This is a genomic window from Leptospira weilii serovar Ranarum str. ICFT (assembly GCF_000332415.1).
GTDB classification, from domain to species: domain Bacteria; phylum Spirochaetota; class Leptospiria; order Leptospirales; family Leptospiraceae; genus Leptospira; species Leptospira weilii_A.
The window spans coordinates 1-15,996 of the sequence record NZ_AOHC02000052.1 but is presented as its reverse complement, the minus strand read 5'-3'; the positions used below and the strand labels follow the sequence as shown (position 1 = coordinate 15,996).

At 42.7% G+C, this 15,996-nt stretch carries 15 protein-coding genes and 1 pseudogene; 11 read left to right on the top strand and 5 right to left on the bottom strand.

The annotated features are described in order from the left end of the window. The first annotated feature begins 22 nt into the window (after positions 1–22). The 4 genes from LEP1GSC060_RS16555 to topA all read left to right on the top strand — a co-directional run bounded on the left by LEP1GSC060_RS16555 (position 23) and on the right by topA (position 5,245). Positions 23–559, top strand: a complete 537-nt coding sequence (locus LEP1GSC060_RS16555; protein ID WP_003009958.1) for a gamma carbonic anhydrase family protein — start codon at positions 23–25, stop codon at positions 557–559. A 196-nt stretch (positions 560–755) separates the two neighbouring features. Continuing rightward, the gene (locus LEP1GSC060_RS16550) at positions 756–1,826 is read left to right on the top strand and encodes a hypothetical protein (RefSeq protein WP_003009738.1); all 1,071 of its coding nucleotides are present in this window, start codon (positions 756–758) and stop codon (positions 1,824–1,826) included. A 357-nt stretch (positions 1,827–2,183) separates the two neighbouring features. Then, positions 2,184–3,113: a cysteine synthase A gene (cysK, locus tag LEP1GSC060_RS16545; RefSeq protein ID WP_003009595.1), complete on the top strand. Its 930-nt coding sequence runs from the start codon at positions 2,184–2,186 to the stop codon at positions 3,111–3,113. 284 nt (positions 3,114–3,397) lie between these two features. Then, on the top strand, positions 3,398–5,245 hold the full coding sequence (gene topA / locus LEP1GSC060_RS16540) for a type I DNA topoisomerase (RefSeq protein ID WP_003009917.1): 1,848 nt from the start codon (positions 3,398–3,400) through the stop codon (positions 5,243–5,245). 308 nt (positions 5,246–5,553) lie between these two features. Here the strand turns inward: topA and LEP1GSC060_RS16535 are convergent, their stop codons facing one another. Beyond that, complete coding sequence (locus LEP1GSC060_RS16535; protein WP_003009543.1) at positions 5,554–6,345, bottom strand: ABC transporter ATP-binding protein; 792 nt, start codon at positions 6,343–6,345, stop codon at positions 5,554–5,556. Between the two features lie 8 nt (positions 6,346–6,353). Next, positions 6,354–7,835, bottom strand: a complete 1,482-nt coding sequence (locus LEP1GSC060_RS16530; protein WP_003009393.1) for an HDOD domain-containing protein — start codon at positions 7,833–7,835, stop codon at positions 6,354–6,356. A gap of 125 nt (positions 7,836–7,960) precedes the next feature. Between LEP1GSC060_RS16530 and LEP1GSC060_RS20390 the strand changes: the two genes are divergently transcribed. Both LEP1GSC060_RS20390 and LEP1GSC060_RS16520 read left to right on the top strand, forming a co-directional pair. Beyond that, positions 7,961–8,176 (top strand): LIC12077 family protein, encoded by a 216-nt coding sequence (locus LEP1GSC060_RS20390; protein WP_051061458.1) that lies wholly within the window; start codon positions 7,961–7,963, stop codon positions 8,174–8,176. Between the two features lie 41 nt (positions 8,177–8,217). Next, positions 8,218–8,499 carry a hypothetical protein gene (locus tag LEP1GSC060_RS16520; protein WP_196221666.1) on the top strand — a complete coding sequence of 94 codons (282 nt, stop codon included), beginning with the start codon at positions 8,218–8,220 and terminating at the stop codon, positions 8,497–8,499. A 454-nt stretch (positions 8,500–8,953) separates the two neighbouring features. On the opposite strand, the gene LEP1GSC060_RS16510 is transcribed toward LEP1GSC060_RS16520, so the two are convergent. The 3 genes from LEP1GSC060_RS16510 to LEP1GSC060_RS16500 all read right to left on the bottom strand — a co-directional run bounded on the left by LEP1GSC060_RS16510 (position 8,954) and on the right by LEP1GSC060_RS16500 (position 10,788). Continuing rightward, on the bottom strand, positions 8,954–9,802 hold the full coding sequence (locus LEP1GSC060_RS16510) for a hypothetical protein (protein ID WP_003009437.1): 849 nt from the start codon (positions 9,800–9,802) through the stop codon (positions 8,954–8,956). A gap of 89 nt (positions 9,803–9,891) precedes the next feature. Further along, positions 9,892–10,227 carry an aspartate 1-decarboxylase gene (gene panD, locus LEP1GSC060_RS16505; RefSeq protein WP_003009844.1) on the bottom strand — a complete coding sequence of 112 codons (336 nt, stop codon included), beginning with the start codon at positions 10,225–10,227 and terminating at the stop codon, positions 9,892–9,894. 27 nt (positions 10,228–10,254) lie between these two features. Further along, entirely contained in the window at positions 10,255–10,788 is a 534-nt protein-coding gene (locus LEP1GSC060_RS16500) for a type II toxin-antitoxin system antitoxin SocA domain-containing protein (RefSeq protein WP_003009415.1), read from the bottom strand. A gap of 18 nt (positions 10,789–10,806) precedes the next feature. On the opposite strand from LEP1GSC060_RS16500, the gene lipB reads away from it, so the two are divergent. The 5 genes and pseudogenes from lipB to LEP1GSC060_RS16475 form a co-directional block, all read left to right on the top strand. Beyond that, positions 10,807–11,463 (top strand): lipoyl(octanoyl) transferase LipB, encoded by a 657-nt coding sequence (gene lipB / locus LEP1GSC060_RS16495; protein ID WP_003009604.1) that lies wholly within the window; start codon positions 10,807–10,809, stop codon positions 11,461–11,463. A 136-nt stretch (positions 11,464–11,599) separates the two neighbouring features. After that, positions 11,600–12,706: an LIC_12071 family protein gene (locus tag LEP1GSC060_RS16490; protein ID WP_003009668.1), complete on the top strand. Its 1,107-nt coding sequence runs from the start codon at positions 11,600–11,602 to the stop codon at positions 12,704–12,706. 9 nt (positions 12,707–12,715) lie between these two features. Then, positions 12,716–13,609, top strand: a complete 894-nt coding sequence (locus LEP1GSC060_RS16485; RefSeq protein WP_003009364.1) for an STAS domain-containing protein — start codon at positions 12,716–12,718, stop codon at positions 13,607–13,609. A gap of 3 nt (positions 13,610–13,612) precedes the next feature. After that, entirely contained in the window at positions 13,613–15,208 is a 1,596-nt protein-coding gene (gene murJ / locus LEP1GSC060_RS16480) for a murein biosynthesis integral membrane protein MurJ (RefSeq protein WP_003009911.1), read from the top strand. A gap of 98 nt (positions 15,209–15,306) precedes the next feature. After that, positions 15,307–15,996: pseudogene (locus tag LEP1GSC060_RS16475) on the top strand (LA_1737 family protein); the annotation flags it as partial.

Sequence of the window (15,996 nt, the reverse complement as noted above, 5' to 3'; positions counted from 1 at the left end):
AGTAGAAAGAGAGAAAGAATCCATGAAATCAAATTATCAAATCCTGGAGTATATGGGGAAAAAACCTCAAATTCACGAGTCCGTTTTTTTGGCTCCGGGTTCTCAAGTAGTCGGAGACGTTGTGATCGGAAAAAATTCTTCCGTTTGGTTTCAGACGTTGGTCCGAGGGGACGTCAATTACATCCGGATCGGGGAAAATGTGAATATTCAAGATCTCACGATCATTCATGTCGCAAGGGACGTGTATCCGGTTGAGATCGGAAATAACGTATCCATCGGACACAGAGCGACGCTTCACGGATGTAAACTCAAAGACAACGCGTTCGTGGGAATGTGTGCGACTTTGATGGACGACGTGGAAGTAGGGGAATTTGCTTTTATCGGAGCCGGGGCCTTGGTCACACCCGGAAAAAAAATTCCTCCCGGAGTTCTCGTTATGGGATCACCCGGCAAAATCGTTCGAGATATCACAGACAAGGAAAGAGAAATCATCACTCGAACGACCGGAAATTATATCCGATACAAAGAAAATTATCTGCAAGATTCGTTTTATACTTAAAAGTAGGGAATCGAATCGGTCCGATACGGATCTCTATAAAATTGATTCCCGTTTACTTTTATCGTGAAATACAGTTTCAATCTAAAAGATTAGATCTTTATTATATAGTTATGAGTAGGAGGAATCGAGACTTGTTTTGTAGTAAAAAATCGGTCGTATCTCCGACAAAACCCTCTCGCGCAAAAAGGATTTACACATGACTCGATCACTTCCGGGCGTATACGTTCGAGGAATCGGGGTCATCGGCTGGCCTCTTGCGTCTTTGTTGCTTTTACTCCAAGGAAAACTCGGCAAATTTCAGGTTTACATAGAGCCGTATCTACTTAAAAAATCCGAAATTCCGGCAATTCTTTCCCTTGTGGAAAAGGGAGGAATCGTAGTCGATACGGGAGATAACGGGGTCAAAGAATTCTTCCCCGAGTTTATCTCAAAAAAAGAAGCGTTGGATCGTTCGGAAGTTCTTTGCGACTGTTCCCCGTCGGGTGTGGCCGATTCGAGAATCGAAGAGTACAATACTTCAGAATATTCTAAAATTCGTATGTTTATCGCTCAGGGAAGCGAACACAAATTCGGACCTCAGTTTTTGTATCCGGATACGAGAACGTTTCTGGAAAAAAAAGAACTTCCGAGATTCTTGCACGTTTCCACCTGCAATACGCATACGTTAGCGGGTTCGCTTCGTTTATTGATCGAAGAATCTCCAAAAGAACTGGAATCGATTTTAGAAGAGGCGGACTTTTTAGTGATCCGAAGGGATGCGGACATGGCAAAGGATGATCCGCACGTAACCGGGCCGCTGCTTGTCAAACCCGAGGCGGAGTGGGGAACACACCACAGCCGATTGTTAAACGAACTCTATTCTCAGATTCGGATCCAACTGCCTTTGACTTCTTCCTCGGTTACGATCAATTCTCCGTATATGCACTTGGTTCGATTTCGTTTTCGGTTGAAAAAAACGATTCCGAAAGAAATCGTCCTGAGGAGATTGCAAAACGATCCGTATTTGTCGACGACCGAATTGATTTCTACCAACTCGATTTTTTCCTCGGGAAGAGATCGCGGGCTTTACGGAAGAATTTTCTCTCACGCGGTGATTCCTCTCGGTTCTTTGGAAGTTTTGGAAAAAGAGATCCGAGGTTATGCGGCGACTCCCGGCGACTCCAACGTGCATATCTCGACGATTTATGCGGTTTTTCGTGGGCTGGAAATCGCATTCGGGCCGGAAGCGGAATCTTTTTTGCAAAGTATTGTTTTGCAGGAAATCTAGGAGTTCCTAGAAAATTGCGGAAGTTCGGACGTTTCCAGTAGGAGGAATTAGATGTTAGGCGGGGGAAGTTTCCCCCTGAGCGGAGCCAAGGTCTCCGCTCACCCCCTCTCCGGGCCATTCTTTCGTGTTCCAAAACCCGGAGCCAATCCCACGACGCAGTTGAAAATTCTTACGGAAATCCGTGGGAGTTCCCACATTTCGGGACAATCTTGAAGTTTCAAAAATTTTCCCCGGTTTTACAAAAAGAGTTCTTGGGAAAGGATTTTTTTTCTTGAATCCATTTGTTATATTGAAATAAATGTCTAATATAACAACATCTAAACTCAAAGAACCCTTGTAAGAGGCAGGAAAACAGAAATGAAAGCTCAGAATATTTTAGAAACGATCGGAAACACACCCCATGTAAAAATCAATCGCTTGTTTAACACAAAGAGCGAGGTTTATGCAAAATTAGAAAGATCGAATCCAGGCGGATCCATCAAGGATCGTATCGCCCTTTCCATGATTGAAGACGCGGAAAAAACCGGAAAACTCACCAAAGACAGTATCATCGTAGAACCCACTTCCGGAAATACCGGAATCGGATTGGCGCTCGTTGCCGCCGTTAAGGGTTACAAATTGCTTTTAGTTATGCCCGAATCCATGAGTGTTGAAAGAAGAAGAATCATGGCGGCTTACGGAGCGGAATTCGAACTGACTCCGAGAGAAAAAGGAATGCCCGGCGCGATTGAAAAGGCAAAACAAATCGTTGCTGAAAACCCCAAAGCTTGGATGCCGCAGCAGTTCGAAAACGAAGCGAACATAAAAGTTCACGTTGAAACAACCGCACAAGAAATTGCAAAAGACTTTCCGGACGGACTCGACTACGTAATTACCGGAGTAGGAACAGGCGGACATATCACCGGGGTTGCTCAGGTTTTGAAAAAAAAATTTCCTAAACTGAAAGTGTTCGCGGTCGAACCGGAAGCTTCTCCGGTAATTTCCGGAGGAAAACCCGGACCACATCCGATCCAAGGGATTGGAGCCGGATTCATTCCTAAAAACCTCCATGTGGATCTTTTGGACGGAACCATACAAATCAGTAAAGACGAAGCGTTCGAGTACGCACAGAGAGCCGCAAAAGAAGAAGGTCTTTTTATCGGAGTTTCCTCCGGCGCGGCGCTTGCGGCCGTTGCAAAAAAATTACCGGAGATTCCGGAAGGATCTAAAATATTAACTTTCTCTTATGATACCGGAGAAAGATATCTTTCGATCGAAGGACTTTTTCCGGTTCCTGCGAACGCGTAAAAAGTTTTTGAATCTAAATTTCTTTTCGCTAAAAACCCCGGAGCTTACAAACCCGGGGTTTTTCTTTTTGGAGGTTCAATCCATCAAAGTTTGTAGAGTTAAACCTTGAAACGAACATTCACGCGTTTTACAACGAGAACCCATTTCCTCCGAAATCAAAAATCATCGTTTTCGTTAGGAACGTTTTGATCGAAGATTGAGTCTCCGGCGACAAAAACAAAAAACCGGAACGACAAAAACGATATTTGATTGAAAACTTGGGACAAAACTAAACCGTAAGATCGGTGTCCTCTCTTATCATCGTTGAATCTCCATCCAAAGCAAAAACGATCGGCGGTTATTTAGGAAAAGAATTTAGAGTCCTCGCCACTCTCGGACACGTCGCCGATCTTCCCAAAACAACCCTCGGATTGGATCTGAAAAATCGTTTCGAACCGGAATACGTAGTTCTCCCCGGAAAAAAAAAGATTCTTTCCGAAATCATAAAAGCGGCCAAGGAATCCCAAAGGATCTTTCTTGCGACCGATCCGGATCGAGAGGGAGAATTTATCAGCGCCTACATCCGAGATCGTCTGAAAAAAAAATCGAATGTCTTTCGGATTCGTTTTACGGAAATCACACAAAACTCGGTTCTTGATTCTTTACAAAATCCGGATACGATCAACGAATCCTTGGTCGACGCCCAAAAAACGAGAAGGATCGGAGATAGATTGATCGGATATTTTGTAAGTCCCGTTCTCTGGAAGGAAATCGGTCCGGGGTTGTCTGCGGGAAGAGTCCAATCCGTCGCATTAAAATGGATCTGTAACAGAGAAGAGGAAATTCGGAATTTTAAATCGGAAGTATATTATAATATACTATTGTATGTTCGGGACAAAAAGGGGATCGAAGGCGTTTTTCAAAGAACGGGTGATCGGATTTTTTCCGAAGAAAAAGCGAATCAAATTCTAAAGGCAGTTCAAAAAGAAAAGAACCTCCGCATTTCGGAAAAAAAAGAATCTCCGGGAAAAAATTCGCCCCCGCCTCCGTTTCAAACTGCGAGCTTACAACAGGAAGCCTTTCGAAGATTTCAGTTTCCATCTAAAAAAACGATGAACATCGCTCAGAAACTCTACGAAGGAATGGATCTCGGAAACGGTAAAAGAGAGGGATTGATCACATACATGAGAACGGATTCCGTTCGTTTGAGTCCGGATTTTGTAGAACGTGCAAACTCTTGGATCGTTTCCGAGTTGGGTGAGAAATTTACGAACCGATCCGAACGTAAGGTTAGAAAGTCGGGAAAAAAAATTCAGGACGCTCACGAAGCGATTCGTATCACAGATCCGTTTTTAATCCCCGAAAAAGCGAAAAAGTTTTTAGGAAAGGAAGACGCGATTCTTTACGAACTGATCTGGAAACGAACGATTTCTTCTCTCCTGCCTCCGGAAGAGTTTCTAAAAACCGAATATTCTATTTTTGTTGCCGAAAACTATTTCCGTCTTGAAACCAAAAAAACTCTTTTTCCGGGTTTTAAAATATTAAACGAAGCGGATACAAAATCGATTCCAACTTGGGAAAAAGGGGAGCTTTTATCCATTCAAAAAGTGGAATGTGATAAAAAACAAACGGAACCGCCTTCTCGATATTCGGAAGGAACCCTCGTCGCAAAACTGGAAAAGGAAGGAATCGGTCGACCTTCCACGTATGCAACGGTTTCGGAAACCCTCGTTAAAAGAAAATATGTAGATCAGGAAAAGAAATTTTTTTATCCGCTTCCTTTGGGAGAAAAGGTCAATTTTTTTCTTCAATCGGGTTTCGGGGATCTTTTTCGGGAGAAGTTCACCGCGGAACTCGAATCCGATTTGGACAGGATCGAAAAAAACGAAACCGATTCTCTTTCCATATTAAACCGACTTTGGTCCGATCTGCAAACCCAAATTCAGGGCAGCAAATCCGTTGTTTCTAAGTTTCGTAAAGAATGGGTTGTGGTTCTAAAAACTAAAAAGGAGACCGGCTGGGGAATCTGCCCGCTTTGTAAAAAAGGTTCCCTTCAAAAAAAGAAAACTTCTCGAAAGAAAGAATTTTATCAGTGTAGCCGTTTTCCGGATTGTGAATACGCAAGTTACGAACTCCCCCGAACTTTAGCATAGAAGATTTCGCTACTGATCATAACTATATAATCAGTACCTAATATTTTGAATTAAAACGGTATTTTGCGATAAAAGTTAACGGTACTCGGTTTTATAAAAATCGTCAAACTCCGCAATAAGGAGTTTTGAATTTTGAGACAACTCTATTATGTTCCGAGTATATGTCTACGTTTTTGAGGAGCTCGTTTTAAAATCGATTTCAATAAAAAGAATATTTTAGAATTTATATATACTAAAAAATTAAATTTCCGGAAAGGATTTTGGACGGATTGAAATGTTTTGCGGAAAAGACGGATCAAAGTCGGTTTTCATCTTCGTTTCGGAATCACGGACCATGTGCCGTCGATTTTTTGAACCTGAAGAGGAATCTCGTAGAGATCTTCCAGATTTTTTTCAGTAAAACATTCTTCGATCGAACCGAAACGGATCACCTTTCCTTCCTTCAATAAGACCGCCTTGGAATAGAATTCCGGAATTTCCTCCGGTTTATGCGTGATGTAGAGGGAAGTGAATTTTTTTTTCGAATGATATTCCTTTAGAAATCCTAAAAAATCCTCTCTTGCGGTTAGATCCAAAGAGGAGCAGGGTTCGTCCAAAATGAGAAAGTCCGGTTCATTTACAAGACTTCGTAAGAATAGAATTTTCTTTTTTTCTCCGGAAGAAAGGGTCGTATAAAACTGATCTTTTTTGGAAAACAAATCCGCCTCTTTTAAGATTCGAAGCGTTTGGGATTTTTCTTCGGGGGACGGGTCGCGATAATAACCGATCGTATGAAAGAATCCCGTTAATACGACATCCGTCACGGTTAGTTTTTTTTGAAGGGAATTTTCTTGTTGGGAAGAGTCGAGGATTCCGATTCGTTTTCTTAAGTCTTGAATCGGAGTTTCTCCGTAGGTTTCTTGAAACAAACGGATTTTTCCCGAGGTCGCCCAGATCATTCCGTAGATGAGATTTACAAGAGTGCTTTTTCCGGCTCCGTTTCTTCCTAAAAGAACGTAGTGTTCGTTTTCTTTGATTTCAAAACTCACCGAGTCCAAAATCGTTTTTCCGTCGGGTCTGTAGCTGATTTCCCGGACGGATAATAAAGAATCGGTTTTCAAACGATTTTTTAGTTCTCCATTCTCGCGATGTCATACAACTTTCTGAGTTTCTCGCAGGTTTCCTCGAATAACTTTTTATCCGAGAGATCGTACTTACGAAGTATGGTTTCGTCTATCGTGAAAAAGGACGCTTTTTTATCGATACAATCCATCATCATATTGGCGAGATAAACGAGTTCCACCAAATCGTGATAAACGCTGCCCACACTCATAAAAGGTCTGTGGTGAAATTCGATCATCTGAACGAGATCGGGAGGAAAATCCCATTTTTTCGCGAGAAGAGCGCCTAACGTAGGATGGGAAATTCCGATCGAAATTTCCTCCAAAATCGTGGAACTTCCGAAGTCCCGATCTTTTTGGTAGTTCGTGAGTTTAATGAATAACCTCTGATTGAGTGAAAGTAGAATGAATTTTCCGAGGTCGTGAAGAAGCGCCCCGGCCGCCGCGATATCGGCGACCCTCGTCATTCCGCCTCTGCCCGCGATTTGACGGATGAAAAAACTGCACATATTGGAATGATTCCAAACCTCCTGCAATTTCGCATAACGTCCATCCATGATCTTCCTCACTCCGGAAACATAAAGAAGGTTCCTGACGTTTTTCAAACCGACAACCTTGACGGCCTGTACGATCGTATTGACCTTGTTTCTACTCGCAAAACCGGCCGAGTTGGAAAGTTTCAACAAGTCTACGCTGAGCGCCGGATTTTTTTCGATTTCGTTTGCTATGATTCCGAGATCGGAATCCGGATTGTTGCACAACGAAATGATTTTAGTAAGTGTGTTCGGAAGAGGAGGAAGTCCTTCTATTTCGACCAGAATTTTTTCTTTGAGTTTGGTGGTGATTTCGATCGGAACGATTTGTTGCGGCACAACAAGGGTGACTCTCGTCAATTTTCCGTCCGTATCGATCTTGAATTTATCGGAGCCGATCCCCGAGTTTTTTAAAAGGAGTTGGATGAGTACCAAACCGAGTCCCGCGCTTTCCTGGGAATCGGATATGTCCATGAACGCGTCGGAAAGATCGTTGTATTTTTTGGCGGACTCTATCCTTTTTTTGATTCGATCCAATTCCTGCGGGAGAAGCGAAGAGTCGTTTTCCACCAAAATCGCGAGACTGTTATTCACCATCTTTGCGCGAAAATGAATTTGAAAACTGCTATTCAGCAAAATCTCCTTTTGTTCGTCCCAATGATGCGTTATCTCCTCTTGAAAGGTTCTCATTCCTTTCGTATAATGATCCGCATTATAAATGTCTAAATTCTTTTTGAGAAAGAAAATTCGTTTTGCGTTTGCTTTGTTCGCGTTCATCAGAATTTCCTTTAGGATCGTTGAAATGACTTCCGTTAAAAAAAGTCTGTCTATTTTTCCGAGGATATTGAGCAATAAATTATAGAGTTGCTGATGATCTTCCTCCGAAACGAATTTGTATTCGATATCTATGTCTTTTCCGCCGAGGAGAGTCTCTGTGAGTTCGGGTATGTTTAACATTTACTTTGTCCGTTTCGGAACAATTTTTTCCACGTTTCGCAAATAAACCCAGTCTTTCCGAAAATCTTTGTCCGGGGTTCCGAGTATTCTTTCCAAGTATCCGATCGGATGTTGGAGGGTTCAAGATGGCTTTGATCAGAGAAACGCAAAACGAAATCGATCGACAAATTCGTTATTTTTTAGAGGAGAAATTGGAAGGACTTTTGGATGAGGCTCGGAAAGTAAAAAAACGGCGCCAGGAAGTTTTTCATCCTAAAAAAAACGAAAAGGAAGAAACGAACACTGCCCAAGTCGACTGCATAAGTGCGGAGGTTCAATTGACGTTATGGGGTGAGGTTTAATCTCAGATCAATATGCGAACATAATAAAAAGATGGACAATCCTGGAAGAGATTCTTAGGATTGAACCAATGGACAACAGCTTCTTTTCAGAAAGCGAAAACATCCAGAGTTTTCCGGTAAAACGGGACATTCTTGATATCATGGATTCGTATCGGTATATGAATTCTTCCTATTTCTTCGATTTTCTTTCGGATGGGCGCTGGGATCATGGTACCGGCTGGATGGAAAAGAATATGAGCGAGGTCGATTGGTCGACACGTTATGTTCCCGAGAGTATAGAACGTTATCAAAAACGGTCAAAACCCTCTCGTAAGTCATCGTAGAAAACGTATTTTGTATTCCTCTGAAACCTTTTATTTTTCATTTTATTTTGAGTTCGATGGAAGAAAATCCGTTGAATCAAGTTCTAATCTTTTCCTAATCCTCCCCGGTTCGAATGCCCTAACGCTGAAATCTAAATCCTCTCCACCCGAAGCCGGCTAACTTGCGGGTTTGTTAGGCTCGCCACTGGAAACGTGGAAATTCCGATTTTCTAACACCGTCGTTATCAACGCTACCATTGAGTGCCGAAATCGCTGGCGTCGTTTTATTGTCAGAAAGAAAAAGATTTTCTAACTTTCTTAGCCAAAACCCGCGTTATTCAAAAAAGGTATTTTCGATTAGATTTTTTACGATTTCTTCCAACGTTATCGTATTCTAGGATGAAAGAAGAATTACATTGGGAGGTCGAAGTCGAGTGGAGGACGGGCGGAAGATTCTCCGCCCTATAAAAAATTCTTAATTGAGAAGTTTGATTCCGCTAATGTCGATAAATTTTCTATAGACCAATTTATTCTTTTCTTTCAAAGGATTGAAAATCAAAATCACGACTTTATTATACGTTACATAACCGGGTCTGTATTCCGTAAAGTGGTGAGACATTAGGGTTGTTTTATACTTCGCGCTGTAGATCGTATAAGTATGTTTGTTCAGGGATTCGTGAGCTTGTTTTTTCTTTTCTTCTTCGGTTTGATCCACGAAGTTACTGATGAGCACTTGATCTTTTTTCGGACCTTGTTCCCCGTAAATCGTAAATTCGAGAGCGTTTTCCGAGTGATTGGTAAGGTAGGTAACGATTTCGGTCAGCGCCGGAATCGACATTTTTACGACTTCTCCGCGAGCGATCCGATCGTCGTAATCTTTTTTTGCCTTATTGTACCTTTCCTCTCCCCAAACGGATTTGGATTCCAACTTCAGAGGCATTAAGTTTTGAAAGTTAATCACAAACGTACTGTTTTCCAAGTCGTATTCTCTCCACTTAGGAAAAGGAACGAGCTCTCTTTTTTCGGGATTGATCGCGGAGCTTTCGTTTATGGCTAAAATGTAAATGGAAAATTTCGCGGGATCGAAAACTCGGTTTTCCATCTCCACCATTACATCCAGAAATTCTCCCTTACCGTTGTCGGAATGTCTGCGAAAAAAGGAAATGTTCTTAACCGCAAGCCGTTCGTCGTAGTAGGATAAGGGATAGTATTCTGTTCCTCCGTCCTTTTTGTTCGGATCGGGTTTTTCTGCGTTCTGGCTAAAGGTCGTTTGGCCAACGAAAAGAAGTAGCAGGCAAACAGAGATTCTTAAAAAAGATTTCATAGTTATTCTGGTCCGATGGAATTCTTACTAATTTATATCGGCCTTTGGAAGCCGGAACTTAGGTTGGGAAAATCGTTTTTTGGTAAAAATTAACGTTTTCGGTTATTTTCGTCAACGTGAACTACTTTTGGGGAGTAGTTGGAAGGAAGTTCTTTTTCCTCCACTTGAGCATAAGTGATGATGATAACTTTGTCGCCTTTCATCCCGAGTCTGGCGGCCGCTCCGTTCAGGCAAATATCTCCGGAACCGCGTTTTCCTTCTATGATATAGGTTTCAAAACGAGCCCCATTGTTTACGTTTACCACCGAAACCTTCTCATAAACGCGCATTCCGGCCGCGTCCACGAGATCCATATCCACGGTCAGACTGCCTTCGTAGTTTAGATCGGCGTCCGTTACCGTAGCTCGGTGGATTTTACCTTTCATTACGGTTATTTGCATTTTAGGACCCCGCTACTCGCTAAATAGTACCTTAAAAATTTTACCGGAGATATTTAAAAGCGTTTTCCTCTTAAAAAAATGAATTTTGGTATTTAAGGTATCCATACTGAACGGAATTTCCGCAAAAAGAGGAGAAATGATGTAATTTTCATAGAGGTTGGGATAAACTCTATTTTCATCATAAACCGCATTTTTGAAGTTTTCCAAAATCTTACGGATGATTCTTTTTTCTTGTCGGTTCAGGTCCACGGCCTCTTCTCCCCGTTCTCCCTTCCAGACGATTTGAAATCCGGAGATTCCCTTTTCAGTCAGTTTGGGTTGGATATCAATTAGACCGTTTTTTCTCAAATGAAGCAAGGCGGATTGAAAATCCAGAGCACACGGAGAATCCTCCGAATGGATATAGGTCTGATTTGTGATGAGTTTTGCGTTCTTTTGGAAGTAAACCCCGTCCGCGTAATAGATGAGTTTAGAAAGGGACAAGCGATCTCTCCCGTTCGGAGACTTTTGAAGGATAAAAGAGATGACTTCTAAGAGTTTTTCCATATAAAGAATCTTGTGAGAATGATCGAATTTCGAAAAAAAATTCCGTACCTCCGTTACTTGGAAATGCAGGAAACACTGCGAAAGTGCCGGAAGGAATGTATTCTTTTTTTGGAACACGCTCCTACAATCACCGGCGGAATCAATTATAATCCTGAGAATCTTCTTTTTGGAAAGGAATTTCTGGAATCTCAGGGAATTCAGCTCCACTTCATCCAAAGAGGAGGGGATTTCACCGCTCACGAACCCGGCCAACTCGTCATTTATTCCCACGTGGACTTAAAAAAGAGAAATCTTTCCATCCGTTCTTATCTGGAGAATTTATTGCAGTCCGTCATCGATGCGTCCCTTGCGACCTGGGATCTGCGTCTTGTCGCCGATTCCGATTCTCCGGGTTTGTATGTAGAGTCCGATCTTTCCCAAAAGATCTGTTCCATCGGCGTGAACTTTAAATCTTTTTTTACGAGTCACGGAATTGCTTTCAATTTTGATAACGATTTTACAACCTTTTGTCGTATCCATCCCTGCGGTAGAAGTTGGACGGATATGACGAGCGTAAAAAAACTCGGTTTGGACTGTGATCTGGAAAAGAAGAAAGAATTGATTTTCCACATTCGGGAAAATCTGAATTCTTTTTTAGGGCCGATTTCAAAAATAACTCACAATACGATCCGTTGATCTTCCGAGACAATTTTTGAGAGTATTCTACTCAATCCTTTAAAATCGTTCGTTTTCGGCGAAAAGTGAGCTAGAATCCTTTTTTCTCCTCAAGAGAAAACTCACTTTTTACCGATTTGTAGGGTAGAGGTCTCGAGTGAAGATTTTCAAAAGTATATTCTATTTTCTTTTACTGCTGATCGTCTGCGAATCGATCGCACTCGGAGCCGTCGCTTGGTCCTTTTTGGAATCTTCCTTGGCCTCCTTTGAACTTTTGAAAATCGGTTCGGACAATCGAGCGAGAGACACGTTAGGCGCTCTTGCTAAGACGGCGGAAAATTCCGGTGTGGGCGGTTCTTACGACGACATGAACTTCGTCTTTTCCAGAATGACCCAGGTTTCCGATCGGGATACGGACGGTTATACGATCCGGGAAATTTTCCTCACGAGCGAGGAAGGAATCGTTCTCGCTCATTCCAATTCGGAGTATCTCGGGGAATCCTTGAAAAAAAGAAAACCCGTCGCCTTATATCAGGACGTTTTGTACACGAGGGCCTTTCGTCTTCGTAAATGGCAGATCGGAATTCCGGTTCTTTTAGGACAAAAGAAGGAAGTTCTTTCCAAGAGCGTTTTCTTTTCCAAGTTCGAAAGTTTTTTTCCGGAAATCAGCGAACCCGAAATCCTTCTTTCCGCTGCGGTCTATCATCCCGTAAAATTGGAGAGAGTGGCGGCGATTCACATGATCTACGATCGGGGGAATTTTCGTAAGTTCGTTTTCCGGCAGACGGAACTTTTAGAATGGTTGTTGCGCAATTATTCTCTGATCGCTCTCGGCGCGGCTTTGTTTTTGGAATTCATCTATCTTCTTTTAACTTTGGGTAATTCCAAAAAGGAATCGGTTCCGGATTTGAGTTCCAGACCTTTCGTGGAAAAAGTTTCTCATTCCAAAGAGACGCACGTTCCGGTTCTTGCAAAACAATCCAGTCCCTTGGATTCGATCGTTTTTCCCGGAAGTTCGGAAAGTTTCGTTCCAAACGTAGAGACGACAACTTCCGTATCGACGTCGGCAGCGGAATCGATACAAACGGCGCCCGTGTCCGCAATTCTTCAAACTCAGATCGAACGGGGACCTCAGTTTCCGGCGCCAATGGAAACGGTTCCGGTCGGATCGACTCAGCCCGCGATCCTTCCAACGGCGCCGGTTATTTCGCAAGGGATCGCCTCTTCTCCGGAAGAAGTCTTGGACGCGATTTACTTAGGATAAGATACAGAAGTGGAAATCAGATCCAGACTTTCCGAAAACATTCTCAGGCTCAAACTTAAAGGGCGTTTGGACTCCGAGAGCGCGGAGGATTTTTATTCTTATCTGAAATCGAAATGGGAAGAAGGAATTCGTAAATTCTTATTCTCTTGCGAAGAATTGGAATATATCGAATCGGAGGGTATTTCCGTTTTGGCAAGGTTCGAAAATTTCCTGAAAAACAGGGGAGCCTCTTCCGCCTATTGCGCGTTCAACGAAGAATGCAAAACACTTTTGAGTTTTTTAGGTTTCGGAAGATCGATCGCCTTCTTTGAAGATCCGCATCGCGCCGAGGAATATCTTTCTTCGATCAAAATTCAGGATCAAAGATCCGTATCGACTCCGATCTCTAAGATCAAAAAAAATTCTCCGGTACAATTTTATTCTTCCGGCTCTTCTTTGAAAAACGCGGGCTCCGGAGCTTCGGCTTCTTCTTCCGTTTACGTTCCCGAAATTCGAACCGTTCCCGAATCGGAGGAAGTAAAATCGGAACCGGTAAGTTCCGGACTTGTAGGCGGACCTCTTAGATCGCAGGCGTCCTTAAACGAAGAGAACAAAGAAAAGGAAGAGAATAGCGTTCTTACTCCTCGGAAAGAATCATCGACTTCTTCCGAAACCTCTTCTTTGTCCGATACGCCTTCCATCCCGAAGTCTTCCGCTTCCGATCAATATTCGGCAAAGTCCGCGTTTGAAAAAGCGATTCGGACCCAAAAGAATTTTCCCAAAAGAATCATCTATTGCGGGGCTTGTTCTTCCAGAATTCGGATTTCGAAACCGGGAAGATACCAATGTCCGGCCTGTCAGATTCAGTTTGACCTAAATGCCATGGACGGAGTTCGATACCTAGAAAAACTTCTAGGAACTTGAGAGTTGTCCAACGCAGCATCGCGAAGTATCGCACTTTCTTTTTATACGTTCTTATCCAGAATTCTCGGTTTGATTCGAGATCATTTTATGGCCGTTTCCTTCGGGACTGGTATGATCGCTTCCGCGTTTTCGGTGGCCTATCGACTTCCGAATATGTTTCGAAACCTTCTCGCCGAAGGGACTCTTTCCCAATCCTTTTTGCCTCTTTACGCGGAGTCCGGAAAAATCGGGGAGGAAGAAGCGAAGGTGATGAGTGGAGCGGTTTTGTCCTTTTTGTTTTTCGTTCTATCGCTTCTTGTGGGAATCGTTTTTCTTTTGGCTCCTTTCTTACTTCCGGCGCTCGTGGGTGGAACGAAAGAATATTCGGATTTGGTGATAGAACTCACGTATATTCTGTTTTTCTTAATCGTTACGGCGAGTTTGTCGGCCATCTTCATGGCGATCTCCAATTCCAAGAATCGTTTTTTTGTTCCTTCTCTTTCTCCTATCGTTTTGAACCTGAGTTATCTGTTCGTTTTTATCTGTTTGTTTCCGTTCGTTAGCGACTTACACGATCGGGTGATTGTTCTTTGTTCCGCGATCGTAACCGGAGGATTTTTACAACTTGCGATTCAGGTCTGGTACGTTTGGAAAAAGAAGGACATGCCCAAGATCAACTGGAATTGGAAACATCCTTCCATTCGAAAGATTTTCAAACTCATGCTTCCCGCCGCGCTCGGAGGAGGTTTTTATCAACTGAGTCTTCTTGTGGATATTTTTTTGGCAAACTGGGTGCAGAACCATAACCCCGGGCTCGGTGCGGTCGTAAGTTTGGATTATTCCCAAAGACTCGTACAATTGCCAACCGGTATCATCGGAGTCGCTCTCGCTACCACCATTCTTCCCGCGCTTTTACAATCCTTAAAAAAAGAAGAATGGTCCGCGGTGAGCGGAGAGCTTGCCTCCGCCGTCGAGTTCGCATTATTTTTAACGGTTCCTGCGGCTATCGGAATGGCGCTCCTTGCGGGACCGATTTTGGATTCTATTTACTTCGGAGGAAAATGGGATCATCTTGCGACTCATACCGCGACTTTGCCCTTGGTCTTTTATTCCCTTGCGATTCCTTTTTTCAGTATCAATAAAATATTGATTTCTTCCTATTACGCCTTTCAAGACACGAAAACGCCTCTGCAAATTCAGTCCGTATCGTTTACGATCAATATCCTTCTGAACTTGTCTTTGGTTTGGTTTTTAAAACATTCCGCGATCGCGCTTTCTTCCGCAATTTCCGCGATGATCACGTTTTTTCTTTTGGGAACCCTTTTGAAAAAACACAGGATCGGATTTCCTTGGGCCGAACTGATAAAAAAAATTTCCAAAATGTCGGTTCCGTTTTTGTTATTAGGAAGTTATCTTTTTTTTCACCGATTATTCTTGTATTCCCCGCTCGTAAATTATTTGGAATCGATCGGAATCGATTACGTGCAGGCCGCGAGAATCAATCTGAGCGTCGTAATCCTTCCGGCGGTTCTGATTTTTTTCGTTTTCAGTCTCGTTTTTAGGGTGGATGGGATCTACCTTTTAGTCGGGAAATTTCGCAGGAAAAACCGAATCGTTTGAACGAGAATAGGAAGTCGATTGTCCGCGTGAAACCGTATTTGAAAAAGATAAAAAGAAAACGATCGAAATCGATCCATAAACGTTAAACGTCATTCAGAATGCGAAATCGAATCCTACTTACAATTCTGTTTCTCCTTCCCGGAATTTTAACGGCGCAGACACAATCGGGGGATCCTTTTGACGAACTCGTTAAGGAGAAGAAGGAAATCTTCGGAAGCGAAAAGTTCGAAAAATATCCCGTCAGAATGTTTTTTGTGGACGTTGAACAATGGCCCGGACATAAATCCTGGCACGCGTTTTGGTTTTTACGAAGAACGGATTATCCTAAATTTAAGCAATTTAGAATATTCCCGTTTTATAATTCTATCGAAGCTAAATCCGGAAAGGCCGACCTAAATTATCTTTTTCCTATTTTCAGTTATCGCAGGGTGGAAACGAACGGAATGGAAGAAAAAACTTTCCTTTCGCCGATTTATTATCGTAACATCGTACAACCCGTCGATGGAGGGGAAGGAACCAAAGAGTTTACGAACTTTTATTGGTTGGGATACAATTCCAGTTCTTCCGGTCCGGGATTTGAAAAAAGTTTCCATATGTTTCCCGGTTTTTTTCCTTTGTTGATCCATAAAACGGATTCTATCCACGGAGTCGGATCGAGTTTTACGATGTTTCTCCCCTTACTCTACTGGAATCGGGATTCGTCGACGGAATCCGCCACAACTTTTACTTTGTTTCATTGGGGACACGATCTAGAGAAAAAGTTTTTTAGTTTTTTTCATACTAGGTGT